The sequence below is a fragment of the Acinetobacter portensis genome (genome assembly GCF_023158935.1).
GTDB classification, from domain to species: domain Bacteria; phylum Pseudomonadota; class Gammaproteobacteria; order Pseudomonadales; family Moraxellaceae; genus Acinetobacter; species Acinetobacter faecalis.
Genome location: NZ_CP096120.1, coordinates 1467390 through 1492097, shown reverse-complemented (window position 1 = coordinate 1492097; position 24708 = coordinate 1467390). Strand labels below are relative to the sequence as shown.

The following is a 24708-nucleotide window of genomic DNA, read 5'->3' as shown; positions in this document are numbered from 1 at the left end:
GAAACTTATGGCACAAATTATTGCGATTGCGAACCAAAAAGGTGGCGTAGGGAAAACCACGACTGCGGTAAATTTAGCAGCTTCTTTAGCGGTATTAAAAAAACGTGTACTCCTTGTGGATATGGATTCACAAGGTAACGCTACAATGGGTTCTGGTGTTCAAAAAAATGATTTGCTGTATTCAGTAACTGATGTTTTATTGGGTGAAGTACCAATTGAAACAGCAATTGCTAAGTCTGAAGTTGGCTATAAAGTTTTAGGTGCAAATCGTGATTTAGCAGGTGTAGAACTTGCAATTGCAGAACAAGATGGGCGCGAATTTATTTTACGTAATGCGCTAAAAGAAGTTGAAAGCGCTTTTGATTATATTATTGTCGATTGTGCGCCAAGTTTAAGCTTAATTACTGTGAATGCACTTGCAGCGGTTCATGGTGTTTTAATTCCAATGCAATGTGAATATTACGCTTTGGAAGGTTTGGCAGATTTAACACAAACGATTGACCGTATTCAGCAAGCACTTAATCCAGAATTAGAAATCATTGGCGTATTACGTACAATGTATGACGCACGTAGCGCATTAACCAAAGATGTGTCTGAAGAATTATCACAATATTTTGGGAAAAAACTATACGATACTGTAATTCCGCGTAATATTCGTTTGGCGGAAGCACCAGCACACGGTTTACCAATTATTTATTTCGAAAAAAGTTCAAAGGGTGCGGTTGCATATTTAAATCTTGCAGCTGAGATGTTAAAGAAAAGCAAAGTTAAAAAAGGAAGTAAAGCATGACCACAAAAAAACGCGGATTAGCTAAGGGTCGTGGTTTGGATGCCTTACTTGGGTCAATCCAAAAAGAAAAATTGCAACTTGAAGCTCAAGCGATCGATTATGGTCAGCTAAAACAAATTGATGTTCATTTATTGAAGCGTGGTGAATATCAACCACGTCGTTATATTAATGAGCAAGATTTACAAGAGTTAGCAGCATCTATTGAAAAACATGGTGTGATGCAACCTATTGTTATTCGACCTACAGAAGATGAAAAACATCCCTATGAAATTATTGCAGGTGAACGTCGTTGGCGTGCAGCACAACTTGCAGGGTTAACACAAGTTCCTGCACTTGTTCGTGAATTAACAGACCAAGTTGCAATTGCTCTCGCTTTAATTGAAAACATTCAGCGTCAAGATTTAAATCCAATTGATCAAGCAATGGCGTTACAACGCTTCCATGATGAGTTTGGTTTAAGTCATCAAGAAATTGCGGAAACGGTTGGTAAAGCGCGTACAACAGTGAGTAACTTATTGCGTTTATTGTCACTTGCGGATTCTGTAAAAGACTTTATGCAACAAGGCTTGCTTGATATGGGGCATGCGCGTGCAATTCTAACGTTAAAAGCAAAAGATCAGTTAAAAGTTGCAGAAACTGTCATTGAAAAAAGCTTATCTGTACGTCAAACAGAACAATTGGTTCGTGAACTAAATACACCAAAAGTTGAAAAGCCGAAACAAGAAGTTTCGTATGATATTCAACAATTGTCTCAGCAGTTGTCTGAGCGTTTTAGTGCAGATGTAAAAATTGACTATAACAAGCAAGGTAAGGGGAAGCTTGTTATTAGTTATCATTCATTAGATGAGTTAGATGGTATTTTGAATATCTGTTTATCTAAATAGTGAATGTTTTTGATTTATTGGGGAAAATCAAATGTGGGAATTAGTTAAAGCGGGCGGTTGGTTGATGCTGCCTTTGGTATTGTGTTCAATTTTTACAGTCGCTATTTCAATTGAACGTTTTATTCGCTTAAAAAAATCGATAATTTTACCCGAAGCCATTTTACTTAAAGTTGGTCAAAGTACAGATACGATTGTGCAGCAATTAAAGCAATCAGCAACTTTAAAAAATAGTCCATTAGGTCGTATTTTCATATCGGGCTATCAAAGTAAAAACCATTCGCCTGAATATGTGCGTGCGCAAATGGAAGCAACTGCATCTCAAGAAATTGGCTATCTAGAAAAGAATATTAACTTTTTAGGAACGTTAAGTGCTGTTGCGCCATTATTAGGTTTATTAGGTACTGTTTTAGGTATTATTGAATCTTTCTTGGTTATTGATTTAGGTACAAATAGTAATCCAACATTAATGATTCCAGGAATATCAAAAGCATTGATTACCACTGCTGCTGGTATGCTGATTGCAATTCCTGCTTTGTTTGCCTATCGCTATTTCCAGCGACTTGTACAAGAATTTATTGCAGAATTAGAACAACAGGCAACACTATTTCATGCAGGTCTTTTTGTTGAAAAAACCAAGCATGAAGATTCTCATTTGGCAGATTAAGGTGAAGCTATGAAATTTAAGCGTTCACAGGTTGAAGATATTCATATCAATTTAACGCCAATGATTGATTGCTTGTTGTTTATATTGGTTTTTTTGTTGTTATCTACAACATTTAACCAAATGAGCCGTATGAATTTAACGCTGCCTGATGCACAAGGTGTACCACCAAAACAATATGATCACAAAATTGAAGTTGTTGTTGATGCTTCAGGTCATTATTCTGTGAATGGTCAGGCACTTTCTACCAATGAAGTGGCAGATTTAAACACAGCAATCAAACAGGTTTCGAATGATCGTCGAGATTTAATGTTTGTTATTGCTGCCGATGCTAAAGCAGCACATCAAGATGTCATACGTGTGATGGATGTTGCAGGTCAGCTCGGTTTTGTTAATATTAACATTAGTACAAAAGTACCAACCCGAGGTTATTAGTGAAGCCAGATCTTCAGGTTTATCGTCGATTACTTAAATATTTAGTCCCATTTTGGGGGACTGCTATTGTTGTGTTTATTGGTTTTACCATTAGCGCATCAACAGAAGTTGCTGTGGCAAAATTATTAGAAAAAATTATTAATGCCATTCAGCACAGAGATACTCATTTCACTACGATTTTTCCATTGCTTGTTGTTGCTCTGATCTTCTTTCGAGGCGTTGGGCAATACATCGGTGGTTACTATACAGCAGTGATTTCTCGACATTTAGTATTTAATGTTAGACAGGAAGTTTTTGCAAAAATTTTACGTCTACCGGCACAGTATTTTTTAGATAATAGTAGCGGTCATATCACTGCTAAAATTATGTTTAACGTTGAACAGCTTACTGCTGCAACAACAGAATCACTGCGAACAGTGGTTCAGCAAGGCTTAATTACAATTGGTTTATTGGGTTTCTTAATTTATACCAATTGGCGTTTAACTTTATGTATTTTAATTTTTGCTCCACTAATTGGATTACTTATCCGTAAAGCGGGTAAGCGTATGCGTAAATTATCTATTCTTGTGCAAAACACAATGGGTGATGTAAACCATGTTGTACAAGAAACAGTGAGTGGTAATGTGATTGTAAAAGGCTTTGGTGGTCAGCCAGCCGAACAAGAGCGCTTTAAGAAACACTCATTGGAAAACTTGCGTCGTGGCTTAAAAATGACAGCTATTGCACAATTAAACAGTCCAGTTGTTCAATTGTGTATGGCAATGTCAATGGCTGTTATTATTTGGATTGCTTTAAGACCAGAAATTTTACGTGATATTTCTGCAGGTGAATTTGTTGCTTATATTACGGCAGCTGGGATGTTGAGTAAACCAATTAAAGCTTTAACCGAAGTAAACGAAAAATTACAACGTGGTTTAGCTGCTGCACACTCAGTTTTTGAATTACTTGATATGGAAGAAGAGCATAATCAAGGAACTTTAAAACCTGAATTAAAAGGTAATGTGCAGTTTGATCATGTCAATATGCAATATGCCGATGGACATGAAGCTATTAAAGATTTCACCCTCAATATTAAAGCAGGTCAAACGGTCGCTCTTGTTGGGCGTTCTGGTGCAGGGAAATCGTCATTAGTAAACTTACTTGTTCGTTATCAAGAAATATCATCGGGTAGCTTAAAGCTTGATAGTATTGATATTAAAGAGATTGATTTAACGAGTTTACGAACTCAAATTTCTATGGTGAGCCAACAAGTTGTATTATTTAACCGTACTGTTCGTGAAAATATTGCGTATGGACAACTTGAAGGTGCAAGTGATGAAGATGTGATTGCTGCTGCAAAAGCTGCATATGCACATGATTTCATTATGCAATTGCCAAATGGCTATGACACTGAGCTTGGTGCACAGGGCTTAAACTTATCTGGTGGACAACGTCAACGAATCGCAATTGCACGTGCTATTTTGAAAAATGCGCCTATTCTAATTCTAGATGAAGCAACAAGTGCGCTAGATAATGAATCTGAGCATTTTATTCAGCAAGCTTTTGATGCTGCCATGCAGGACCGAACTACAATTGTCATTGCACATCGTTTATCTACCATTGAAAATGCAGACGTGATTGTTGTAATGGATCAAGGTCGAATTCTGGAAAGTGGCACACATCAAGAGTTGCTCGCTAAGAAAGGAACATATTTCCAATTACATCAACGTAATTTTGAGGAATAAGTCAAATGTCGGTTGCACAATTTATTCAGGATGCTTGGAATAAACAAGCCAAGTGGTTAATTGTGTTCCGACCACTTTCTCTTTTATATCGCTCTATTTCTTTACTTAATCATAAACTGTACCAAGCTGGGGTGAAATCATCTTATACCGCACCTATACCTGTCATGGTTATTGGTAATATTACGGTAGGTGGCAGTGGTAAAACCCCTTTACTTATTCACTTGGTAGCTTATTTAGAATCTATAGGTGTGCGAGTTGGTGTGATTAGTCGAGGCTATGGTGGGAAAGGTCCTTTTCCAGCATATGTTGATATTAATTCTGAACCGAATGATGTTGGTGATGAGCCCTGTTTGATTGTTCAGTCCACAGGTGTGCCAATGGTGGTTGGTGCAAATCGACAAAAAAATATTGAACTATTGTTAGCTAAACACAATTTAGATTTGATTATTAGTGACGATGGTTTGCAGCACTATGCGCTAAATCGTCAATTGGAATGGATTGTTTTAGACAATAATCGAGGTTTAGGTAATGAAAAAATATTGCCTGAAGGATATCTTCGTGAGCCTAAAAGTCGTTTAAATACAGCTACTGTTATTGAGCATGCAGCTCAGCCAAAGTCTGATTTAAATATGCATTTGGAAGTATCAATTCCGTATTTATTGAATATGGATAAAGACGTATTTTTCGATCCAATGCTTGATTATTACGCAGTGGTTGGAATTGGCTATCCGCAACGCTTTTATAAGACATTGCAATCACTTGGTGTGAATCAGTTTCAATGTCACGAATTTCCAGATCATCACGATTATGAAATTCAAGATTTACAATTTGAAGATGCAAACCCAATTATCACAACAGAAAAAGATGCTGTTAAATTATTACCACTTTTGAAGAAATATCCGGATTTTAAACGTGAAATTTGGGTTGTTCCTGTAGAAGCTGTATTAAGTCAGCCATGTTATACATTGTTAAATAATCAACTTAAAAAATTAGGCATTCAAATTCATTAAGGTTTGTATATGAAACACATCGTTATTCCTGCACGCTTTGCAAGCTCTCGTTTACCAGGGAAGCCATTATTGGAAATTCATGGTCGACCGATGATTTTACGTGTTGTAGATCAGGCAAAAAAAGTCGAAGGGTTTGATGATTTATGTGTAGCAACAGACGATGAGCGCATTGCAGAAATTTGTCGTGCAGATGGCGTAGATGTCGTTATTACATCAAAAGATCATCCATCAGGTACAGATCGTTTAAGTGAAGTTGCACGTATTAAAGGTTGGGCGAGCGATGATATTATTGTCAATGTACAAGGTGATGAGCCGCTTTTACCTGCAAAATTGGTAAAACAAGTTTCGCAATTATTGGTAGATCAGCCTACAAGTTCTATGTCGACACTTTGCGAGCCAATTTTTCATCTTGAAGAGTTTAAACGTGACAGCATTGTAAAAGTGGTGATGTCTAAGCAGAATCAGGCTTTATATTTTAGCCGAGCAACCATTCCTTATGATCGTGATGGTGCTAAAGTTGCTGAACAAAAATTACATGATCAAGCGTTTCGTCATTTAGGTTTATATGCATATCGTGTGCAACTTTTAAAAGAATATGTAACTTGGGATGTGGGTGTTTTAGAGCGTTTAGAAAGCCTTGAGCAGTTACGTGTTTTGGAAAATGGTCATAAAATTGCGATTGCGGTAGCTGAAGCAAATTTACCACCGGGCGTGGATACTCAAGAAGATTTAGATCGTTTAAATGCGATGGATGTTTCTGCTTTTCTATAATTTAGGGATTTAACATGCAAGAACAGCGTGGGCAAGTGTATCCATGGCAACAACAAGTTTGGGAAAACTTAACATCACGCTTTCCTAAAATTGGTCATGGCTTACTTTTTTATGGCAAAAAAGGCTGTGGTAAAGAAGCATTTGCTCAACAGTTTCTTGCATGGGTACTTTGTTTAAATAGGCACGAAAAAAATGAACCTTGTGGTACATGTGGGAGTTGTCTTTGGTTGAAAGCAGATACACATCCTAATTACGTGTATATTTCAACAGATGAAGATAATAAAAAACAAAATGCTAAAATTAAAATTGAAAAGGTACGAGACTTACAGCCATTTGTTCAGCAAACTGTAGATGGTTGGCGTGTTATTGTGATTGAGCCTGCCGAAGCATTAAACATTGCTTCTTCAAATGCGCTTCTTAAAACTCTAGAAGAGCCGGGTGAACGTACCATTCTTATTTTGTTGGCAGATCATTATTTAAAATTACCTGCAACCATTCGAAGTCGATTACAACATTTTGCTTTAGATCGAATTGATCATAATCAAGCAGCACACTTTTTATTTGAACATTTGGCTGAAGAGTTTCATTCACAAATTCCGCTTTTGCTCAATTTGTCCAATCAAATGCCATTATTTGCTTTGGAATTAGCAGAAAAAGATTGGGTGGGTAAACGTAGTTTGTTTATTCAAGATTGGCAAAAGTTAGTTATTCAAAAAAATATGCCAATGGCTATTTCAAGTAAGTGGAATAAAGAGCTGAGTTTTTCAGATTTTACACAAATGTTTGAATATTTATTGGCAGACTTAATTTGTGTGAAACTAGATCAACACGTTAAAAATATAGATATAGATTTCAATGTTTTGGCTGAACAATATTCACTCGAAGCATTATTTACGATATATTCAGAGTTACAACAAGCAAAAAAACTGATTCAGCAGAACGTACAAGGAAATTTGGTTGTTGACCAACTTTGTATCAAATTGATGAATATTTAGGGGAAGAATATGCAACCACGTGGCGGTATTATCCAAGCAAATATTTTAGATAAAGACACGCTTTATCAAAGTTATATGCCGTATGTTGTAGGTGGTGGATTATTTATTCCATCAAAACAGCCTGTAAGAATGGGGGAAGAGGTTTTTGTTTTGGCAACTTTACCAGATCAATCTCAAAAAATTCCACTTACAGGTAAGGTGATTTGGATTTCACATAAGCAAAATGGAATCAAATTACAGGGTTTTGGTATTCAGTTAACAGGTGAAAAAGGTATTTTTTACAAGTCTGAAGCAGAAAAATTGCTAGCAGGGGTTAAAGCGGCAGGCCGTAATAGTTACACTATGTAATTCAGTGTACTTTAGGAAATCATCGTGTTTGTAGATACTCATTGCCATTTAACTATGCTTGATTTAACGCCTTATGACGGTCAGTTAGATTTGGCATTGGCACAAGCCCGTGAAGCGGGTGTATCAAAGTTTATGGGTATCTCTGTCGACTTAGATGATCATATTGCACTTGCAGAAATTGCTGCTCGTCATGCAGATGTGGGTTATACAGTGGGTGTTCATCCTTGTGAAGATCCTGCTGTTATGGCGCGAGCAACCACCGAATACTTAATTGAACTTGCACAAGCAGAAAAAGTTTGGGCAATTGGTGAAACAGGTTTAGATTATTTCCACAGCACAGAATTTGTTGCAGAACAGAAAGAATGTTTTGCTCGACATATTCACGCATCTCAAAGTGTGAAAAAGCCAGTTGTTGTTCATACGCGTTCTGCAAAGCACGATACGATTGATATTATCCGTGCAGAAAAATCGACACATGGTATTTTGCATTGTTTTACTGAAGATTGGGAAACTGCAAAAGCTGTTTTAGATTGCGGATACTATGTTTCCTTTTCAGGTATTGTATCGTTTAAAAATGCGCAAGATTTACGCGATGTTGCAAAACAAGTTCCACTAGATCGCGTATTAATAGAAACAGATAGTCCTTATTTGGCACCTATGCCTTATAGAGGAAAGTCTAATGAGCCAAAGTACGTTCCTTATGTAGCCAAAGCCTTAAGTGACGTATATGATAAGTCGCTTGAAGAGATGGCTTTCATAACAACGAAAAATTTTGAAAACCTCCTAAATATGAAATAAATGCCATCATTAGATGGATAAAAGCAAAAGAGAGTTTATAAGGTGAAGATGGATCGTCAGGCTCAGTTTAGAGCAAGAGAAACCTTGATTTTTCAAGTAGCAGAACAATTACTTCTTGAAAATGGCGAATCGGGCATGACGCTTGATGCTCTCGCGGCTGAATTAGATTTAGCCAAAGGTACGCTTTATAAACATTTTCAAAGCAAAGATGAGCTTTATATGATGCTCATTATTCGCAATGAAAATATGCTATTAGAAATGATCAAGGACGCAGAAAAAGCATTCCCAGAGCATTTGGCATTCTTTATGTTGCATCATTTACATCATCCAGAAAGAACGGTTTTATTTCACCAAATTGAAGAAAGATTGTCGACGACTGGTGTAGGTGTAAATCATTTATTTACAGAGTTGTATCAAATTCGCAAGCAACGGTTACGCATTATTATTCGTATGACGGAAAGCTATTTGGAATCAATTAAAAGCACGATGCCTGTACGTGATTATTTAGCTTCAATTTGGGGATTAACACATGGTGCTGCTGCAATATTGAATTCAAGTTTCTATCAGCGTTATTTAGGATCTCGCGATACATTACGTGTTGCGTACATCGATCAAGCTTTGGCAATTCCTAAGCAATCTAGACCTTTAGATGCTGTAATTTAAAAATAAATTTGAGGAAGATTTCAACTTATTTGAATATTCATTTTAATAAGTTGGAGTCTTCTTTTTTAGTTTAAAAGATACAGTTTTGAGGTTTAAAAGTAATAAATTGTGGTTTTATTTAATGATATTAAAGACTAATTTTGAATAATAAAAAACTTTTGAAAAGTAGTTAAACACCTAAATTATAAAGTGTTGAGATAATTCTTGAGCTGAAATTTATCCAAAATAACGATGATGTGTTTTCCCTATCACAATGAACTATAAAATTAATGTTTGTAATAGAATTTTTGCATTATAATCGAATCAATCCCCACTAATATTGTATCTATCACGACATATGATTATTCGTAAGTTATTTAAGTTTGAAAACGCCCACGTTGTACGTAATTGCACGTCAGATCGTTGTAAGCGTTCTATACACGGCCATAGTTATAAGGTTGAGTTGTTGCTTAAAGCTACGAAATTAGACCATGGTCAAATGGTATATGACTTTGGTTTGCTCAAAGGTGTGATTAAAGATTTAATCGACTCTTTTGATCACGCAATTTGTTTTTGGGAACATGACAGCCAAGAATATATTCAAGCGTGTAAAACATTTAGTGCACGTTGGGTGTCTTTACCTGTATCGCCATCTGCGGAACAATTTTCACGTATTTTTTTCTATTTAGCACAACAAGTTTTAGCATCAACAGAAACTCAAAATGGTGAGGGTGATGTTGAGGTGTATTCTGTGATTGTTCATGAAACAGATACAGGTTATGCGCAAAGTTTTGCAGAAGATATTAGCAACGAGCAAATGGGTGTACTTGCATTAAATCAAATTGAATTCTCTGAGCAAATTCAAGCTGAGTGGGCAGATTCAGCAATGTATGAAAAGCTGAAAAATGGAGTTAAGTTCCAAAATCCAACAGTTGATTTACAAGTAAAACTGTAATTATTTATAAAATTTGGACGTTATTTTAGGAATTAGGGAAGAAGTATGCCTTTAACAGATCTACAACTTGCGAAGTTAGAAAAAGTGCAGTTGGAAGCAAGTTGGAAAGATGGTTTAAGTGAGTTTTTGCTTAGTCCTAAAATGGATGAGTTAAAAGATTTTTTAATTCAAGAAAAAAAAGCGGAAAAAGTAGTTTATCCGCCAAGTCATTTAATTTTTAATGCTTTAAATACAACACCTTTACCCAATGTAAAAGTCGTTATTTTAGGTCAAGATCCTTATCATGGGCCAAATCAAGCACACGGATTAAGCTTTTCTGTACAAAGAGGGCTTGCATTACCGCCATCTTTGCGTAATATTTTTCATGAATTAAATAAAGACTTAGAAGTGCCTATTTCAAAACATGGTGATTTAAGTCGTTGGGCAGAACAAGGTGTACTGCTCTTAAATAGTGTATTGACGGTGGAAGCAGGACAACCAACGTCGCATCAAAAACGTGGCTGGGAAGACTTTACAGATCATGTGATTGATGTTTTAAATGAACAGCGCGAGCATATTGTTTTCATTTTATGGGGAGCATATGCGCAACGTAAGGGACAACGAATCGATCAAAATAAGCATTTGGTATTAAAAGCTGCACATCCATCTCCATTGGCAGCAAACCGAGGTGGTTTTTTTGGTTGTAAAGCGTTTTCAAAAACAAATAATTATCTTAAACAAAATGGCATTGAGCCTATAGATTGGCAGCTGGACGCATGACTTATTCTCCTATAGCAAAAAATTATCATCCCGATTTAATTGTTGAAGAAGCAACGAATGGGTGGCGTATTGTTCGATTAAATCGACCAAAATCTTTACATGCTTTAGACGAGTCTATTGCGACAGCATTGTTGGAAGTTTTTCAAGACTTTCATACAGATGATAAGGTTAAAGCAATTTGGTTGGATTCAACGACACCAAAAGCATTTTGTGCAGGTGGGGATGTTCGTAAACTACGTCAGCTTGTAATTAACGACGAAGTTGAAACTGCAAATAAGTTTTTTGAACAAGAATATGCGCTCGATTTATTGCTTCATAACTATGCAAAGCCAGTTTTAGTTTGGGGTGAAGGTTATGTGATGGGTGGTGGTTTAGGTCTGTTTATGGCTGCACCATTTCGTTTAGTAACACCATATTCTCGTTTAGCAATGCCTGAAATTAATATTGGTCTATATCCAGATGTAGGTGGAACTCGCTTCTTGGCAGATCGTGGTGCGATTGGTTTGTTTACGGGTTTAACAGGGTCAATTATGACTGCTGCTGGTGCATACGGTATTGGTTGGGCAACGCATATTTGTGATGCTCAGCGTGACTCAGTATTAAATAAAGTAGTAAACATCGATTGGAGTCATTACCCAGCAGGTGATTTCCGTGCAATTGATGACACATTGAATAGCATGCATAGACCTGTAGGTCCTGGTCCATTACAAAATTCTTTAGATGTGATTCAAAGTGTTTGTCGTGGTGTTAATTTTGAACATGACTACGAATCAATTATTGGTTTAAGTGATGCGCGAAGTGATTGGTTACGTCAAGCAAGTGAAAACTTGCAAAAAGGCTCGCCAACAACGGCTGCATTAACGTGGTTATTGTGGCAATGGGGCAAGAAAATTCATTCTTGGAATGAAGTATTCGAACTAGAGCGTCAAATTTCAGATTGGAAAATTCGTCATCCAGACTTCGTTGAAGGCGTGCGTGCACGTTTGGTCGATAAAGATTTATCACCGGATTGGTACAAAGGTACAGATTTATCTCTAAAAGGAATTTTGGGTGAACATCCGCCTGTAACAACAATTGAAAGTTGGAATATTTTGCTGAAACATTACGGTGTAATTAGCTAATTTATGTCTGAAAAGTTTACAGATGAATATTGGATGCAGCAGGCGATAGCGCAGGCTGCACAAGCTGCTTCAATTGGGGAAATTCCCGTAGGTGCTATTATTGTCAGCCAAAATCAAATTATTGGTTCTGGCTTTAATGCCCCTATTTCTTTAAATGATCCGACTGCGCATGCTGAAATTGTTGCAATCCGACAAGCTTGTGAACAGATTAAAAATTATCGATTGCCTGAAGATGCAACGCTTTATGTTACGCTTGAACCATGCACAATGTGTGTGGGTGCTTTAATTCATTCTCGTATTCAACGTGTTGTTTTTGCAGCAACTGAACCCAAAGCGGGTTCTTTGCAAAGTGCGCGTCAACTATTAAATAGTGGTTATTACAATCATGTTTTTGAATTTGAAGCAGGGTGTTTGGCTGATGAGTGTTCTGCTCAATTATCTGCTTTTTTTAAAATGCGTCGAGAACAAAAACGACATTTAAAGAATTTAGAAAAAGAAGCAAATAAAACATAATAACTCACATTTTTTTTACAAGACAGATTTCAATTATTATTTGAGAGGGTGTTGTTATGGATTCAATATTAATTACAAAAGATTTTAACGCACCAATCGAACAAATATTTGAGTTGTTGTCAAAACATGATACTTACAATGTCGCATTTGCACCTATTCAAGTTGAACGTATAAAAGATGCATTAGATGTAAATCTTCCCGATGGAGTTGGATCTATTCGGAAATTGGGGCTGGGTAAGGTTAAGCCTTTGCAAGAGCAAATTACTTTATTGTTACCCAATGAGCGCATTGAATATAAAATTATTAAAAATCCACTAGTAAAACATCATATTGGAATTATCACATTTGAAGTGATTGAGGAACGCATCACCCGTGTAAATTACACTATTGAATTACAAATGAGATTACCATTTGTGAGTAAATTAATTCTTGCACAACTAAAATCTGGGATTAAACTAGGTTTCTCCAAACTCGCTAAAACTGTATAAGTTAAAAACGGAAATGCAATGACAGTTCAAATTATTACGATTGATGGTCCAAGTGGTTCAGGCAAGGGCACGCTTGCAGCAAAACTTGCTGAACATTATCAATTTCATCTTCTAGATTCAGGTGCGCTTTATCGTTTACTTGGATTGTCATTACGAAATAAGCAGTTGCTTGATCAATTGGATACGCAATTAGAGCAATGCGTACACATCGCGTCACAATTAAATATTCAATTTTTAACGACAGAGCAAGGCATAAAAGTTCTTTTAGATAATGAAGATGTATCCCAAGAAATTCGTACAGAAGAAGTAGGGGCTTTTGCATCTAAAGTGGCAGCAGTACCAGAGTTTAGAGCTGCATTGCTACAACGTCAGCGTAATTTTGCACAAGCACCAGGACTTGTTGCAGATGGTCGAGATATGGCAACTTCTATCTTTCCAGAAGCTCAAGCAAAAATATATTTGACTGCTTCTGCTCAGTCTAGAGCCGAGCGACGTGTAAATCAGTTGCAGGCTATGGGGCTAGATGTTAAAATAAGCGACATTTTAGCTAATATCATCGCTCGCGATAAACGAGATATGGAGCGAGAAGTCGCTCCACTCAAGCCCGCCGATGATGCGTACATCATTGATAGTTCTGAATTGAATATTGATGAAGTATTTAAGCTGATGACTACTTATGTAGATCAGCAGTTAGCCAAATAACTTAATATTATCAGCAAACGCATAGCTTGATCAGTCTTATATGGACTATGTAGATGCTTAATTAAACCGGCCTTGTCTGATCCAAGACCGCTGACTTTATCAGGTATATCATGACCGAATCTTTTGCAGCCCTCTTTGAAGAAAGCGAATTAAACTTTAACGTTGAAAAGGGTGCTGTCATCCAAGGCGTTGTAGTAAGCATCGACTCTGACTGGGTAACTGTTGACACTGGCCTTAAATCTGAAGGCGTTGTTGACCGTGCTGAATTCTTAAATGAACAACGTGAACTTGAAGTTCAAGTTGGCGACACTGTAGACGTTGTTGTTGAAGCTCTTGACAACGGTATGGGTCAAACAGTTCTTTCACGCGAAAAAGCTAAACGCGCTGAAACTTGGACTAAACTTGAAAAAATCTTTGAAGACGGCGAAATCGTTACTGGTGTTATCTCTGGTAAAGTTAAAGGCGGTTTCACTGTTGACATCGGTCCAGTACGTGCATTCCTTCCAGGTTCTTTAGTTGATACTCGTCCTATTCGTGATACTACTCACTTAGAAGGTAAAGAGTTAGAGTTTAAAGTAATCAAACTTGATGCTAAACGTAACAACGTTGTTGTATCTCGTCGTGCTGTTATGGAAGCTGAATCTTCAGCTGACCGTGAAGCTCTTCTTGCTCAGCTTGAAGAAGGTCAAACAGTTACAGGTACTATCAAGAACCTTACTGATTACGGCGCATTCGTTGACCTTGGCGGTATCGACGGTCTTCTTCACATCACTGATATGGCTTGGAAACGCATCAAGCATCCTTCAGAAGTTGTTGAAGTTGGTCAAGAAGTTACTGTTAAAGTACTTAAGTTTGACAAAGAACGTAACCGCGTATCTTTAGGTCTTAAGCAATTAGGCGAAGATCCATGGTTAGCGATCATGAACCGTTACCCTAAAGGTTCTATCGTTAAAGCTCGCGTAACTAACTTAACTGACTACGGCTGTTTCGCAGAAATCGCTGAAGGCGTTGAAGGTTTAGTACACGTTTCAGAAATGGATCACACTAACAAAAACATCCACCCATCTAAAGTAGTTCAGATTGGTGACGAAGTTGATGTTATGGTTCTTGAAGTTGATGAAGAACGTCGTCGTATTTCTCTTGGTATTAAACAAACTCGTGCTAACCCATGGGAAGAGTTCTCTAAAAACCATGATAAAGGCGAAAAAGTTTCAGGTACTATCAAGTCAATCACTGACTTCGGTATCTTCATCGGTTTACCTGGCGGTATCGATGGTTTAGTTCACTTATCTGATATTTCTTGGAACGAACAAGGCGAAGAAGCTATCCGTCGTTACAAGAAAGGTGACACTGTTGAAGCGGTTATCTTATCTGTAGATGCTGACGGCAACCGTATTAGCCTTGGTATCAAACAAATGAACAACGATCCGTTCAATGACTTCTTAGTTACTAACGAACGTGGTGCATTGGTTAAAGGTACTGTAACTGCTGTTGATGCTAAAGGCGCTACTATTAAGTTAGCTGACGAAGTTGAAGCGACTCTTAAAGCATCTGAAATCAACCGTGATCGCGTTGAAGATGCAACTAAGTTCCTTGAAGTTGGTCAAGAAGTAGAAGCTAAAATCATCAACGTTGACCGTAAGTCACGTGCTATCAACTTGTCTATCAAAGCGAAAGACGAAGCTGAAGAGAAAGAAGCTGTTGCAAACTTGAAAACTGCAGCGACTGGCTCTGACAATGGTCCTAAGACTATTGGTGATTTGATCAAAGCTCAAATGGGCAACTAAGTATTCGTTTAAAGGTATTATTAATGTAAATTAATTAATACTTTTTACACAAATACAATAAACGGTAGCGTAGTATTAACTTATTACGCTACCGTTTTGTATTTAAACAGGTTATTATCATAGGTATGCTAAAGTAGCTTGATAATTAAAGAGGTCGTAGATGACTAGCGAAGCACTTAATAAGTCTGACTTAATAGAACGTATTTCTCTTAAAAACCCACATTTGGCAGAGCCTTTGGTGGAAGAAGCTGTTAAAATAATGATCGATCAAATGATTGCATCTTTATCTTCAGACGATCGAATTGAAATTCGTGGTTTTGGCAGTTTCGCATTACATCACCGTGAGCCACGTGTTGGTCGTAACCCTAAAACTGGTAAGTCAGTAGAAGTTGCAGCTAAGGCTGTACCTCACTTTAAGCCAGGTAAAGCGTTGCGTGATGCAGTGAATGAATCTGCACAATAATAATATTTAACGGGGTATTTATGCGCTACGTATTAGTTGTAGTTTTACTTATACTATTTGGCTATTCGTTGGCAATTGTTCTGCAAAATAGTACTGAACTATCTGTAGATTTATTGTTTACGCAAGTACCGGCAATGCGCTTAGGATTGTTGTTATTACTAACGCTATCTATGGGTATTGTTTTGGGATTATTGCTTGGTGTTCAAATTTTCCGAGTATTCCAAAAAAGCTGGGAAATTAAACGCTTACGTAAAGACATAGATTATCTTCGTAAAGAGCAGATTCAAACTGCTCAACTGGCAGCCGCAGAAGCTGCAGCCAATAAACGACATGAAAAGACAGTTTTGGACATTCATAGTGATGATCGCCCAACTGGACTTTAATGTTGTAACCTAAAATTTGACATTATTTCATTTTAAAATGGAATAATGAGATTTTATTGAAATTAATCAAACACCCTTAGTAATCTGTAGGGTGTTTTTTTATGTGTGTAATTTTATAAAGAAGTGTAATTAAAATTAATTGCTTCATATATCTTCACTTTTAATTCTTTTGTTCAATAGTGAATAAGCCTTATAATGTACTTTCTTTTTGTCTGAACGATAGGTAAATCTCTTGAGTATCATTGTTGCATTAGATGCTAAAAGCCAATATGACGCATTAAAAATGGCAGAGCAGTTAGATCCTGCATTGTGTCGAGTAAAAGTTGGTAAAGAGTTATTTACACATGAAGGTTCAGGTGTTGTAAAAGCTTTACATGATTTGAATTTTGAAGTTTTTCTAGATTTAAAATTCCATGACATTCCAAATACAACTGCTCAAGCTGTATGTGCTGCCGCAGATATGGGTGTTTGGATGGTGAATGTGCACGCTTCTGGTGGTCGTAAGATGATGGAAACTTGCGTAGAGCGTTTAAAAGCAGGTAATTACAACACGCAATTAATTGCAGTAACTGTTTTGACATCTATGGGGCGTGAAGATCTTAAAGATATTGGTTTAGATATTGAACCATTTGAACAGGTAAAACGTCTTGCGTCTTTAACTAAAGATAGTGGCTTAGATGGTGTGGTGTGTTCAGCACAAGAAGCTAAAATGTTACGTGAAACTTTAGGTAAAGATTTTGCTTTGGTAACTCCAGGTATTCGCCCTGAAGGATCAAATGCAGATGATCAAAAGCGTATTGTGACACCTAAACAAGCAATGCTTGATGGTTCTACACATTTAGTTATTGGCCGTCCGATTACTAAATCTGAAAACCCTGGTCAGACTTTAAAAGATATTTTAGCAACGTTGTAGTCATCCCTTCAAAACTTCCTTTATAAAGAGAGGAGAAATCCCTCTTTATATAAGAGGGATTCAGGGAGATTAAATATGCTTTTAAAAATTAAATCGCTGCCAATACACTTACCGCAATTGGTGCAAGAATAGAAAGAATAAAACCACTAACCATTGCATGAGGAATGAAATTATTACCGCACGCTTGTTTCACCATAGGTAGTGTTGCATCCATTGAGGTTGCACCCGCAGATGCAATGGCAGATCTTGGATATTTCCAACCTAATGTGTACATCAATAAAATTGCAATAATTTCTCTAAATAAATCATTCATTAGTGCAATGCCTCCTAGTTCTGCATTACGTAATTCTGTAATCACAATGCCTGTCATGGAGTAAAATCCATAACCTTGAGAAAGCATAATCAAATCTTTTAACGCAATATTTTGAATAATTAGAATACTGAAACAAGCACCTAATAATGAGCCAATAATTGCCCCAATTGGAACGAGTAATATCTTCCAATTCATCCAAGATTTATCGAGTGGGGAGTATGCTAAATCTAAGCCAATTAAGAACATAAAAATAAGCAGTAAATACCACGAATTTAAATGGATGATTTGATCTATGCTTTGTAAGAGTGATGCGCTGAAATAGCCAGCAGCCAATGTAATAAGTGCATAACTAATATTCAGTAATGATTTTAAGAATAAATCTAAGGAGACTTTTCCGTGAGTTGATGTATATCCAACGAGTTTAAAAATAAGGTAGCAGCATATGAATGCACCCAAAGTTGTATTTAAGGAAAGTACAATTGCATTTTTTAATATAAGTTGTGGATGTGAAATTGTTTCAATAACTTGTGCAAATTCAAAGGCAATTACAAAAAGTAAAATGTAGGAAAAGTAGGGTAAAATTTTAAATGAAATTTTCTCTATAAGTTTTGGTATGCGGTGTGCACATAAAAAGCCAAGAGATAAACAAATGAATAATTGTGTGATGAGCCAAATAGATTGCATAAAAAAGGGTAGCTAAAAAATACCTGTCTATTATGCAGACTTAAAATTAATTTGTGCTCATCAATTACACAAAATTATTTTTTATACAGAAGACGATAATGACTTTGTTTGATTTTTTGTATTTCCTGCTTATATTTCCATGTATAAGTTGGCCATAAAGCGAAATTTTTACCGCCATCTTGTTGATACCAACTAACACATCCAGATTGCCAAATTGTATTATTAAATAATTTTTCAAGTTTTCTATTAAAGGCATCTTGAGCTTCATCTTTAATGACAAGCGCATCGCTATTCGTGATTTTAGTCATTTCTAGAGCTTGTAGAATATATTCAACTTGCGCTTCAATCATAAAAATAACTGAATTATGTGCGAGCAGGGTATTTGGTCCTAGTAGTTGAAATAAATTTGGAAAACCTTTTGTACAAATTCCAAAATAACTTTCTGCACCATCTTTCCATGCATTTTGAAGTGTTTGGCTATTTTCACCAAGACATTCGAAGTTTTTTAGATATATGCGTGGATCTGTAATAAAACCTGTACCAAATATTAAACAATCAATTTCATGTTCTTTTCCATCATGAGTAATGATGCTATTAGATGTAATCTCTTGAATTTTATCTGTAATAAGTTCAACATTTTCTTTGTTAAAAGTAGGGTAATACTTGTTTGAAATTAAGATGCGTTTGCATCCCATAATATAATCAGGAACAAGTTTATCCGCGATTTTGGGATCTTTAACTTGATATTTTAAATATGCTTTAGCAAGTTTCTGCGCATATTTCATAACATGTGGTTTAACAATGGGGACAACACGAGATTCATTAGACCAATATAAACGCGCTCGATGTAACTTTCTAATCCAATCGAATTTTTTAAATAATGTTTTTTCGATATTTAAATATTTTCTGTCATCACGTGGAATAACCCAAGCGGCTGTACGCTGAAAAACATAGAGGTGATTTACTTTGTCTGCAATTTCAGGAATGTATTGAATAGCACTTCCACCTGTACCAATTGATGCAACTTTTTTGTCAGTTAAATCGTACTGATGATTCCATTTTGCAGAATGGAAAATTTCACCTTTAAACTTTTCTAATCCTTTGATTGGTGGAATTTGGGGTACGTGTAATGGACCTGAAGCAAAAACAACAAATTGTGCAATAAGTGTTTCATTATTATTTAATGTTAAGTGCCATTCACATTCATCTTCACTGTATTTTGCAGCTAAAACTTCTGTATTGAATTGACCATATTTCTTTAAATCGAATTTTGTTACGACATTCTGAATATAAGCATAAATTTCAGGTGCTTCGGCATATCTTCTAGACCAATCTGCTTTTGGTGCAAAAGAAAGTGAATACATGTGTGATTGTACGTCGCAAGCTGCTCCAGGATACTGGTTTTCGCGCCATGTACCACCAACATCATTGGCTTTTTCTAGAATAATAAAGTCATGAATATTACTTTGAATTAGTCGAATGGCCATCGCGATTCCGCCAAAGCCAGAACCAATAATTGCAATTTTTGTTCTATTAATCACACGATATTCCTTTATTTATAAGTGCATTAATTGTTCATTTTTAGCATAAATGAAATTGATGTGAATGTCATATGATCTTAATGGCATAAAAATTGATAGTTTCGGCAATATGAAAGATAAAGGAAATAGAGTAAAAAATACAAAAGCCCTAATTTTGTTTTTACATGAAAAGATCAATTCTTAGTTTGTTGTATTTAATCCAGGGAATGCGTAAAGCAGGGATTAATGTCGACCAAAAACTAGAAAGAATTGGTTTAAATGAAAAGGCGTTAGATCCAAGTTCAATCATTCATCCAAGTTTGGAGCAAAGTGTTTTAGCTGCATTGGGTGAGGGGATTGCACCTGAGCAAGGTTTAATTATAGGTCAACAATATTCCTTGGCGGGTCATGGTCCTTTGCTTATGTTACTTGTTGCGAGTGACAATATTGAAAAAGTGCTTGAAAAAGGTGTGGAATATAGTCGCTTAACGCATTTAAATGGACATTTAGATGTTCAGTATTTTGAAAATAAGATTGCTTTACGCCTTAAGCCTTTAAATTTGGATACACAGTTAGGTTGTTTCTTAGCACATTGTGAAGTTTCAGGTACTTATCGTTTTATTTTGGATTTATTTAATATAATGGATGTAGAGTTGCCTTCAATTCAGGTCAGTTTGCCATTTAATTTTCCAGAAAATCCTGAATTAAAGCAAATGTATACAGATGTGTTTGGAGATGAGATAGCCTTTAATTCTGAACAGGCGATGTTCTATTTCGATCGAGAGATACTGCATAAGAAAATTATGTCTGCCGATCCTATTTCATTCAAGGCATATGAACAAAAATGTGAAAATGAATTGATGCGTTTAAGGGAAGTTGATAATAATCCATCGCTTATACAACGTGTTAAAGACTATTTAGAGCTTCAGCAGGGTACAATACCAAGCATGGCTGAAACCTCTAAAGCATTAAAAATACCTGAACGTACTTTGCGTCATCAGTTATGCCAAATGCAAACAAGTTATAAACAAATTCGTGAAGATGTCATTAAACAAAAAGCACTTACGTTAATTGAGTATCAGGAATATTCGATTGAAACAATTGCACATTTACTTGGTTATTCTGAACCTGCGGCATTTAATCATGCTTTTAAAAGATGGTTTGGTTACAGCCCACGGCAATATAAATAGCCTAAGTAAATTTATGCAAAAGTGTTATATAAAATACATGAGAATCTTCGTTATAATCCATCAGCCCCCAAATTAGCCTTGAAAAATATGTCAGATTTAAACTCAACAAATACAGCATTTAATCCAATGTCACCCGCAGAACGATATGCCAAAGCAATATCATCTGGGCAATTTATGCCTGATGAAGCTCAAGCTCAAGCTGTGCATGAGTTAGATCGAGTTTGGCAGGAATTAATCCAACGTTATAAAGCATCTAAAAAAGCATTTCGTCGCTTTAGAAAACAAGTACCACCTAAAGGTGTGTATATGTGGGGTGGTGTAGGACGTGGTAAAACATGGCTAATGGATCAATTCTACGATTCTGTTCCATTTCGTAGAAAAACACGCATGCATTTTCACCATTTTATGCAACATGTTCATAAAGAGCTAAATAAGCTTTCAGGGCAAAGAAACCCATTGGACTTGGTTGCAGACCAAATTTATAAAGATGCTGTGGTGATTTGTTTCGATGAATTTTTTGTATCAAACGTTACGGATGCAATGATTCTAAGCGATTTGTTCCAAAAATTATTCGCGCGCGGTGTTACCTTAATTGCGACATCAAATATTGCACCAGATGGCTTATACAAAAATGGTATCCATCGAGATCGTTTTATTCCAACAATTGAATTGGTAAAAATAAACTGCGTTATTTTGAATGTGGATGCAGGGGTGGATTATCGTTTACGCGTATTGAAACAGGCTCAATTGTTTAAATCACCATTAACACATGAACATAATTTATGGATGGCTCAGCGTTTCTCTGCCTTAACGCAAACACAAGCTCAGTCGCAAGAACCAATTATTATTAATAGCCGTACAGTTGAAACAATTAGTCATACTGAAGATGTATTGTGGTGTGAATACTCTGAACTTTGCTTGAAACCACGTAGCCCAGCCGATTTTATTGAAATTGCGAATGTCTACAATACTGTTCTAGTAAGTAATGTTCCGCATTTGAATGATGTATTGTCTGAAGGAACGCGACGCTTCATTTATTTGGTTGATGAATTCTATGATCGTGGTGTAAAACTCATCTTAACGTCTGAAGATTCTATTATTGATTTATATAATGGTGAAAAATTAGCCTTTGAAATTGAACGCACGCGTTCACGTTTATTAGAAATGCAATCAGATGAGTACCTAAATACTGCACATAAGCAGCTTTAAGATATATTAAAAGTAGATTAAAAAAGCATCCAATCTGGATGCTTTTTTATTGTATATTTTTGTTGAAGTGGTCGACAAGAATGGTTATTCATGGCTTAATCTTTGTTCATTTAGTTTAATGAACCCTAGACTTTGTATAGTTTTAAAACAAAAATCTGAACTTAAGTCTAATTTCGTCATAAAGAAAATTTATACATTATAAAAGAGTATTCAGGAGAATAATATTGTTGCATTTTTAATCAAGTAATTTATTTAAAATAAAGGTATCTATTTGATAATAAATGATGATTATTTCGCAATGTGATAATGCTATTCACTAAAGTATAAATGGGTATACTAGAAACTCTTGTATAAAAAGTAGCAATATCAGGAAAGACAATGACTGCACGTATTCAAAAAGGCAAGTTAGCAATTGCTAAAGAACTCTACGATTTTATCGAAAATGAAGCATTACCAGGTTCTGGTTTAAACAGTGAAACTTACTGGAAAAACTTTGAACAAGTTGTCGTTGATCTAAGTCCTAAAAATAAAGCATTGCTTGCAAAGCGCGATGACATTCAAGCTAAAATTGATGAATGGCACCGTAATAACAAATTTGAATTAGGAGCTTACAAAGCTTTCTTAACTGAAATTGGCTACTTATTACCAGAAGTAGAAGATTTTCAAATTACAACTGAAAATGTAGATGAAGAAATTGCAGTTTTAGCAGGTTCACAACTTGTTGTACCTGTGCGTAATGCACGCTACTGCTTAAATGCAGCAAATGCACGTTGGGGTTCTTTATACGATGCACTTTACGGTTTTGACGTAATTCCAGAAGATGGTGGTGCGGAAAAAGGTAAAGGCTATAACCCTGTTCGTGGCGAGAAAGTTATCGCTTTCGCTAAAAACTTCTTAAATGAAACTTTCCCATTAGCAACTGGCTCACATGCAGATGTGACTCAATATGCTGTTGATGGTAAAAAATTAGCTGTATCGTTAAAAGATGGCTCAACAACAACTTTAGCAAACGAAGCTCAGTTTGTTGGCTTTAATGGTGATGCATCTGCACCAAAAGAAATTATTCTATTGAATAATGGTTTGCATGTAATTGTTGAAGTTGATGCAACAAGCCCAATTGGTCAAGCAGATGCTGCTGGCGTAAAAGATCTTGTTCTTGAAGCTGCGGTAACAACAATTCAAGATTTAGAAGATTCTATTGCAGCTGTCGATGCGGAAGAGAAAGTAGAAGGCTACCGTAACTGGTTAGGCTTAATGAAAGGTACTTTGTCTGAATCTATTGAAAAGAACGGCAAAACAGTTACACGTACACTAAATAAAGATCGTACTTATACAGATTTAAGCGGTGGTGTAACGAAGCTTCATGGTCGCTCATTAATGCTTCTTCGTAATGTTGGTCATTTAATGACAAACCCTGCGATTCTTGTAGATGGTGCTGAAATCTACGAAGGTATTATGGATGCGTTAATTACTCCATTATTAACTTTTGCAGATATTAAAGGCGAAAACGAAAATAGAAACTCACGTAAAGGTTCTATGTATATCGTTAAGCCAAAAATGCATGGTCCAGAAGAAGTTGCGTTCGCGGTTGAATTATTCGAGCGTTCAGAGCAAGCACTTGGTTTACCTGCTAAAACATTAAAAATCGGTATTATGGATGAAGAGCGTCGTACATCTGTAAACTTGAAAAACTGTATTGCTGCTGCAAAAGATCGTACGATCTTTATTAATACAGGTTTTATGGATCGTACAGGTGATGAAATTCATACCTTTATGGAAGCTGGTCCATTTGTTCGTAAGACAGAAGTTAAAGCTCAAACTTGGTTCCCAGCTTACGAAAATCGTAACGTAATGATTGGTCTTCAGGCTGGTTTAAGTGGTAAAGCACAAATTGGTAAAGGCATGTGGCCAAAACCAGATATGCTTTTAGATATGTACAATACTAAAATTGAACATCCTGAAGCGGGTGCAAGCTGTGCATGGGTTCCATCACCATCTGGTGCTGTAATTCACGCAATTCACTACCATCAATGTAATGTTTCTGAACGTCAAAAAGAATTGCTAGAAACAGAAGCACTTTCTTTAGATGATTTGTTAACGCCACCATTGGCTACCAATACAAACTGGACTGCGGAAGAAAAAACAAAAGAACTTGAAAACAATCTTCAAGGTATTTTAGGTTATGTGGTTCGCTGGGTAGATTTAGGCGTAGGTTGTTCTAAAGTTCCAGACATCAACAACGTTGGTTTAATGGAAGACCGTGCAACTTTACGTATTTCTTCACAGCATGTAGCAAACTGGTTGCGTCACGGTGTGGTTACGAAAGAGCAGGTTGAAGAAGTAATGCAACGTATGGCTAAAATTGTGGATGAGCAAAATGCGAATGATCCACTATATACACCAATGGCGCCAAACTTTAATGGTTATGCCTACCAAGCTGCGTATGATTTAGTGTTTGAGGGCGGGGAGCAACCATCTGGTTACACAGAGCCACTTTTACATGCAGCGCGTTTAAAGTTAAAAGGTTACACAGGTGATTAATTTCATTTGATAGATAAAAAAGCCTCGTAAGAGGCTTTTTTATGTTCGAGATATACTAAAGTCAAGTTTTAGAAATTATTTGAAATTAAGGAGATTTAATTAACAATTG

The 24708-nt window shown here is 36.3% G+C and carries 26 protein-coding genes; 24 read left to right on the top strand and 2 right to left on the bottom strand.

Annotated elements, in window-relative coordinates; genetic code table 11:
• Positions 1–7: 7 nt before the first annotated feature.
• From MZO21_RS07445 to pyrF, 21 genes are all read left to right on the top strand, one after another.
• Positions 8–790 (top strand): ParA family protein, encoded by a 783-nt coding sequence (locus MZO21_RS07445; RefSeq protein ID WP_154772798.1) that lies wholly within the window; start codon positions 8–10, stop codon positions 788–790.
• Positions 787–1674: a ParB/RepB/Spo0J family partition protein gene (locus MZO21_RS07440; protein WP_154772799.1), complete on the top strand. Its 888-nt coding sequence runs from the start codon at positions 787–789 to the stop codon at positions 1672–1674. Before MZO21_RS07445 ends, MZO21_RS07440 begins: the two co-directional genes overlap by 4 nt.
• Before the next feature lie 31 nt (positions 1675–1705).
• Complete coding sequence (locus MZO21_RS07435) at positions 1706–2338, top strand: MotA/TolQ/ExbB proton channel family protein (RefSeq protein ID WP_154772800.1); 633 nt, start codon at positions 1706–1708, stop codon at positions 2336–2338.
• A 9-nt stretch (positions 2339–2347) separates the two neighbouring features.
• Positions 2348–2770, top strand: coding sequence for an ExbD/TolR family protein (locus MZO21_RS07430; protein ID WP_154772801.1), 423 nt, complete (start codon positions 2348–2350; stop codon positions 2768–2770).
• Positions 2770–4494 carry a lipid A export permease/ATP-binding protein MsbA gene (gene msbA / locus MZO21_RS07425; RefSeq protein WP_248103039.1) on the top strand — a complete coding sequence of 575 codons (1725 nt, stop codon included), beginning with the start codon at positions 2770–2772 and terminating at the stop codon, positions 4492–4494. Before MZO21_RS07430 ends, msbA begins: the two co-directional genes overlap by 1 nt.
• Positions 4495–4499: 5 nt before the next feature.
• Positions 4500–5504, top strand: a complete 1005-nt coding sequence (gene lpxK, locus MZO21_RS07420; protein WP_154772802.1) for a tetraacyldisaccharide 4'-kinase — start codon at positions 4500–4502, stop codon at positions 5502–5504.
• Between the two features lie 9 nt (positions 5505–5513).
• Positions 5514–6275 (top strand): 3-deoxy-manno-octulosonate cytidylyltransferase, encoded by a 762-nt coding sequence (gene kdsB, locus MZO21_RS07415; protein ID WP_154772803.1) that lies wholly within the window; start codon positions 5514–5516, stop codon positions 6273–6275.
• A 14-nt stretch (positions 6276–6289) separates the two neighbouring features.
• Positions 6290–7270 (top strand): DNA polymerase III subunit delta', encoded by a 981-nt coding sequence (locus MZO21_RS07410; RefSeq protein ID WP_154772804.1) that lies wholly within the window; start codon positions 6290–6292, stop codon positions 7268–7270.
• Positions 7271–7279: 9 nt separating this feature from the next.
• A complete protein-coding gene (locus MZO21_RS07405; protein ID WP_248103036.1) occupies positions 7280–7618 on the top strand; it encodes a PilZ domain-containing protein in 339 nt (112 codons plus the stop codon).
• A gap of 24 nt (positions 7619–7642) precedes the next feature.
• Complete coding sequence (locus MZO21_RS07400) at positions 7643–8416, top strand: TatD family hydrolase (RefSeq protein ID WP_171501277.1); 774 nt, start codon at positions 7643–7645, stop codon at positions 8414–8416.
• Positions 8417–8464: 48 nt separating this feature from the next.
• On the top strand, positions 8465–9079 hold the full coding sequence (locus MZO21_RS07395; protein WP_154772806.1) for a TetR/AcrR family transcriptional regulator: 615 nt from the start codon (positions 8465–8467) through the stop codon (positions 9077–9079).
• Positions 9080–9416: 337 nt separating this feature from the next.
• Positions 9417–10013 (top strand): 6-pyruvoyl trahydropterin synthase family protein, encoded by a 597-nt coding sequence (locus MZO21_RS07390; RefSeq protein ID WP_154772807.1) that lies wholly within the window; start codon positions 9417–9419, stop codon positions 10011–10013.
• 45 nt (positions 10014–10058) lie between these two features.
• Positions 10059–10772, top strand: coding sequence for a uracil-DNA glycosylase (ung, locus tag MZO21_RS07385; protein ID WP_154772808.1), 714 nt, complete (start codon positions 10059–10061; stop codon positions 10770–10772).
• Positions 10769–11893, top strand: coding sequence for an enoyl-CoA hydratase/isomerase family protein (locus MZO21_RS07380; RefSeq protein WP_154772809.1), 1125 nt, complete (start codon positions 10769–10771; stop codon positions 11891–11893). Before ung ends, MZO21_RS07380 begins: the two co-directional genes overlap by 4 nt.
• A 3-nt stretch (positions 11894–11896) precedes the next feature.
• Complete coding sequence (gene tadA, locus MZO21_RS07375; protein ID WP_248103033.1) at positions 11897–12406, top strand: tRNA adenosine(34) deaminase TadA; 510 nt, start codon at positions 11897–11899, stop codon at positions 12404–12406.
• Between the two features lie 56 nt (positions 12407–12462).
• Positions 12463–12894, top strand: coding sequence for an SRPBCC family protein (locus MZO21_RS07370; RefSeq protein ID WP_154772811.1), 432 nt, complete (start codon positions 12463–12465; stop codon positions 12892–12894).
• Positions 12895–12912: 18 nt separating this feature from the next.
• Positions 12913–13596: a (d)CMP kinase gene (gene cmk, locus MZO21_RS07365; protein WP_154772812.1), complete on the top strand. Its 684-nt coding sequence runs from the start codon at positions 12913–12915 to the stop codon at positions 13594–13596.
• A 110-nt stretch (positions 13597–13706) separates the two neighbouring features.
• Positions 13707–15383 (top strand): 30S ribosomal protein S1, encoded by a 1677-nt coding sequence (gene rpsA / locus MZO21_RS07360; RefSeq protein ID WP_154772813.1) that lies wholly within the window; start codon positions 13707–13709, stop codon positions 15381–15383.
• A gap of 160 nt (positions 15384–15543) precedes the next feature.
• On the top strand, positions 15544–15846 hold the full coding sequence (locus tag MZO21_RS07355) for an integration host factor subunit beta (protein ID WP_154772814.1): 303 nt from the start codon (positions 15544–15546) through the stop codon (positions 15844–15846).
• Positions 15847–15866: 20 nt separating this feature from the next.
• Complete coding sequence (locus MZO21_RS07350) at positions 15867–16229, top strand: LapA family protein (RefSeq protein WP_154772815.1); 363 nt, start codon at positions 15867–15869, stop codon at positions 16227–16229.
• A gap of 232 nt (positions 16230–16461) precedes the next feature.
• Entirely contained in the window at positions 16462–17142 is a 681-nt protein-coding gene (pyrF, locus tag MZO21_RS07345; protein WP_154772816.1) for an orotidine-5'-phosphate decarboxylase, read from the top strand.
• An 88-nt stretch (positions 17143–17230) separates the two neighbouring features.
• Here the strand turns inward: pyrF and MZO21_RS07340 are convergent, their stop codons facing one another.
• Together MZO21_RS07340 and MZO21_RS07335 are read right to left on the bottom strand one after the other, a co-directional pair.
• The gene (locus MZO21_RS07340) at positions 17231–18139 is read right to left on the bottom strand and encodes a lysine exporter LysO family protein (RefSeq protein WP_248103030.1); all 909 of its coding nucleotides are present in this window, start codon (positions 18137–18139) and stop codon (positions 17231–17233) included.
• Between the two features lie 74 nt (positions 18140–18213).
• Entirely contained in the window at positions 18214–19680 is a 1467-nt protein-coding gene (locus tag MZO21_RS07335; RefSeq protein WP_321088449.1) for a flavin-containing monooxygenase, read from the bottom strand.
• Positions 19681–19844: 164 nt separating this feature from the next.
• On the opposite strand from MZO21_RS07335, the gene MZO21_RS07330 reads away from it, so the two are divergent.
• The 3 genes from MZO21_RS07330 to MZO21_RS07320 all read left to right on the top strand — a co-directional run bounded on the left by MZO21_RS07330 (position 19845) and on the right by MZO21_RS07320 (position 24599).
• On the top strand, positions 19845–20849 hold the full coding sequence (locus MZO21_RS07330; protein WP_154772818.1) for an AraC family transcriptional regulator: 1005 nt from the start codon (positions 19845–19847) through the stop codon (positions 20847–20849).
• An 87-nt stretch (positions 20850–20936) separates the two neighbouring features.
• Entirely contained in the window at positions 20937–22058 is a 1122-nt protein-coding gene (gene zapE / locus MZO21_RS07325) for a cell division protein ZapE (protein WP_154772819.1), read from the top strand.
• A gap of 378 nt (positions 22059–22436) precedes the next feature.
• Positions 22437–24599 carry a malate synthase G gene (locus tag MZO21_RS07320; protein ID WP_154772820.1) on the top strand — a complete coding sequence of 721 codons (2163 nt, stop codon included), beginning with the start codon at positions 22437–22439 and terminating at the stop codon, positions 24597–24599.
• Positions 24600–24708 lie beyond the last annotated feature (109 nt).

What these genes read in the sequence shown, in the direction of transcription:
- zapE (WP_154772819.1), top strand. Translation starts at nt 20,937, where the DNA reads ATGTCAGATTTAAACTCAACAAATACAGCATTTAATCCAATGTCACCC.
- MZO21_RS07395 (WP_154772806.1), top strand. Translation starts at nt 8,465, where the DNA reads ATGGATCGTCAGGCTCAGTTTAGAGCAAGAGAAACCTTGATTTTTCAA.
- MZO21_RS07435 (WP_154772800.1), top strand. Translation starts at nt 1,706, where the DNA reads ATGTGGGAATTAGTTAAAGCGGGCGGTTGGTTGATGCTGCCTTTGGTA.
- MZO21_RS07330 (WP_154772818.1), top strand. Translation starts at nt 19,845, where the DNA reads ATGAAAAGATCAATTCTTAGTTTGTTGTATTTAATCCAGGGAATGCGT.
- lpxK (WP_154772802.1), top strand. Translation starts at nt 4,500, where the DNA reads ATGTCGGTTGCACAATTTATTCAGGATGCTTGGAATAAACAAGCCAAG.
- cmk (WP_154772812.1), top strand. Translation starts at nt 12,913, where the DNA reads ATGACAGTTCAAATTATTACGATTGATGGTCCAAGTGGTTCAGGCAAG.
- MZO21_RS07405 (WP_248103036.1), top strand. Translation starts at nt 7,280, where the DNA reads ATGCAACCACGTGGCGGTATTATCCAAGCAAATATTTTAGATAAAGAC.
- MZO21_RS07445 (WP_154772798.1), top strand. Translation starts at nt 8, where the DNA reads ATGGCACAAATTATTGCGATTGCGAACCAAAAAGGTGGCGTAGGGAAA.
- MZO21_RS07380 (WP_154772809.1), top strand. Translation starts at nt 10,769, where the DNA reads ATGACTTATTCTCCTATAGCAAAAAATTATCATCCCGATTTAATTGTT.
- ung (WP_154772808.1), top strand. Translation starts at nt 10,059, where the DNA reads ATGCCTTTAACAGATCTACAACTTGCGAAGTTAGAAAAAGTGCAGTTG.
- kdsB (WP_154772803.1), top strand. Translation starts at nt 5,514, where the DNA reads ATGAAACACATCGTTATTCCTGCACGCTTTGCAAGCTCTCGTTTACCA.
- tadA (WP_248103033.1), top strand. Translation starts at nt 11,897, where the DNA reads ATGTCTGAAAAGTTTACAGATGAATATTGGATGCAGCAGGCGATAGCG.
- MZO21_RS07410 (WP_154772804.1), top strand. Translation starts at nt 6,290, where the DNA reads ATGCAAGAACAGCGTGGGCAAGTGTATCCATGGCAACAACAAGTTTGG.
- MZO21_RS07390 (WP_154772807.1), top strand. Translation starts at nt 9,417, where the DNA reads ATGATTATTCGTAAGTTATTTAAGTTTGAAAACGCCCACGTTGTACGT.
- MZO21_RS07370 (WP_154772811.1), top strand. Translation starts at nt 12,463, where the DNA reads ATGGATTCAATATTAATTACAAAAGATTTTAACGCACCAATCGAACAA.
- MZO21_RS07350 (WP_154772815.1), top strand. Translation starts at nt 15,867, where the DNA reads ATGCGCTACGTATTAGTTGTAGTTTTACTTATACTATTTGGCTATTCG.
- MZO21_RS07320 (WP_154772820.1), top strand. Translation starts at nt 22,437, where the DNA reads ATGACTGCACGTATTCAAAAAGGCAAGTTAGCAATTGCTAAAGAACTC.
- MZO21_RS07440 (WP_154772799.1), top strand. Translation starts at nt 787, where the DNA reads ATGACCACAAAAAAACGCGGATTAGCTAAGGGTCGTGGTTTGGATGCC.
- MZO21_RS07340 (WP_248103030.1), bottom strand. Translation starts at nt 18,139, where the DNA reads ATGCAATCTATTTGGCTCATCACACAATTATTCATTTGTTTATCTCTT.
- MZO21_RS07430 (WP_154772801.1), top strand. Translation starts at nt 2,348, where the DNA reads ATGAAATTTAAGCGTTCACAGGTTGAAGATATTCATATCAATTTAACG.
- rpsA (WP_154772813.1), top strand. Translation starts at nt 13,707, where the DNA reads ATGACCGAATCTTTTGCAGCCCTCTTTGAAGAAAGCGAATTAAACTTT.
- MZO21_RS07355 (WP_154772814.1), top strand. Translation starts at nt 15,544, where the DNA reads ATGACTAGCGAAGCACTTAATAAGTCTGACTTAATAGAACGTATTTCT.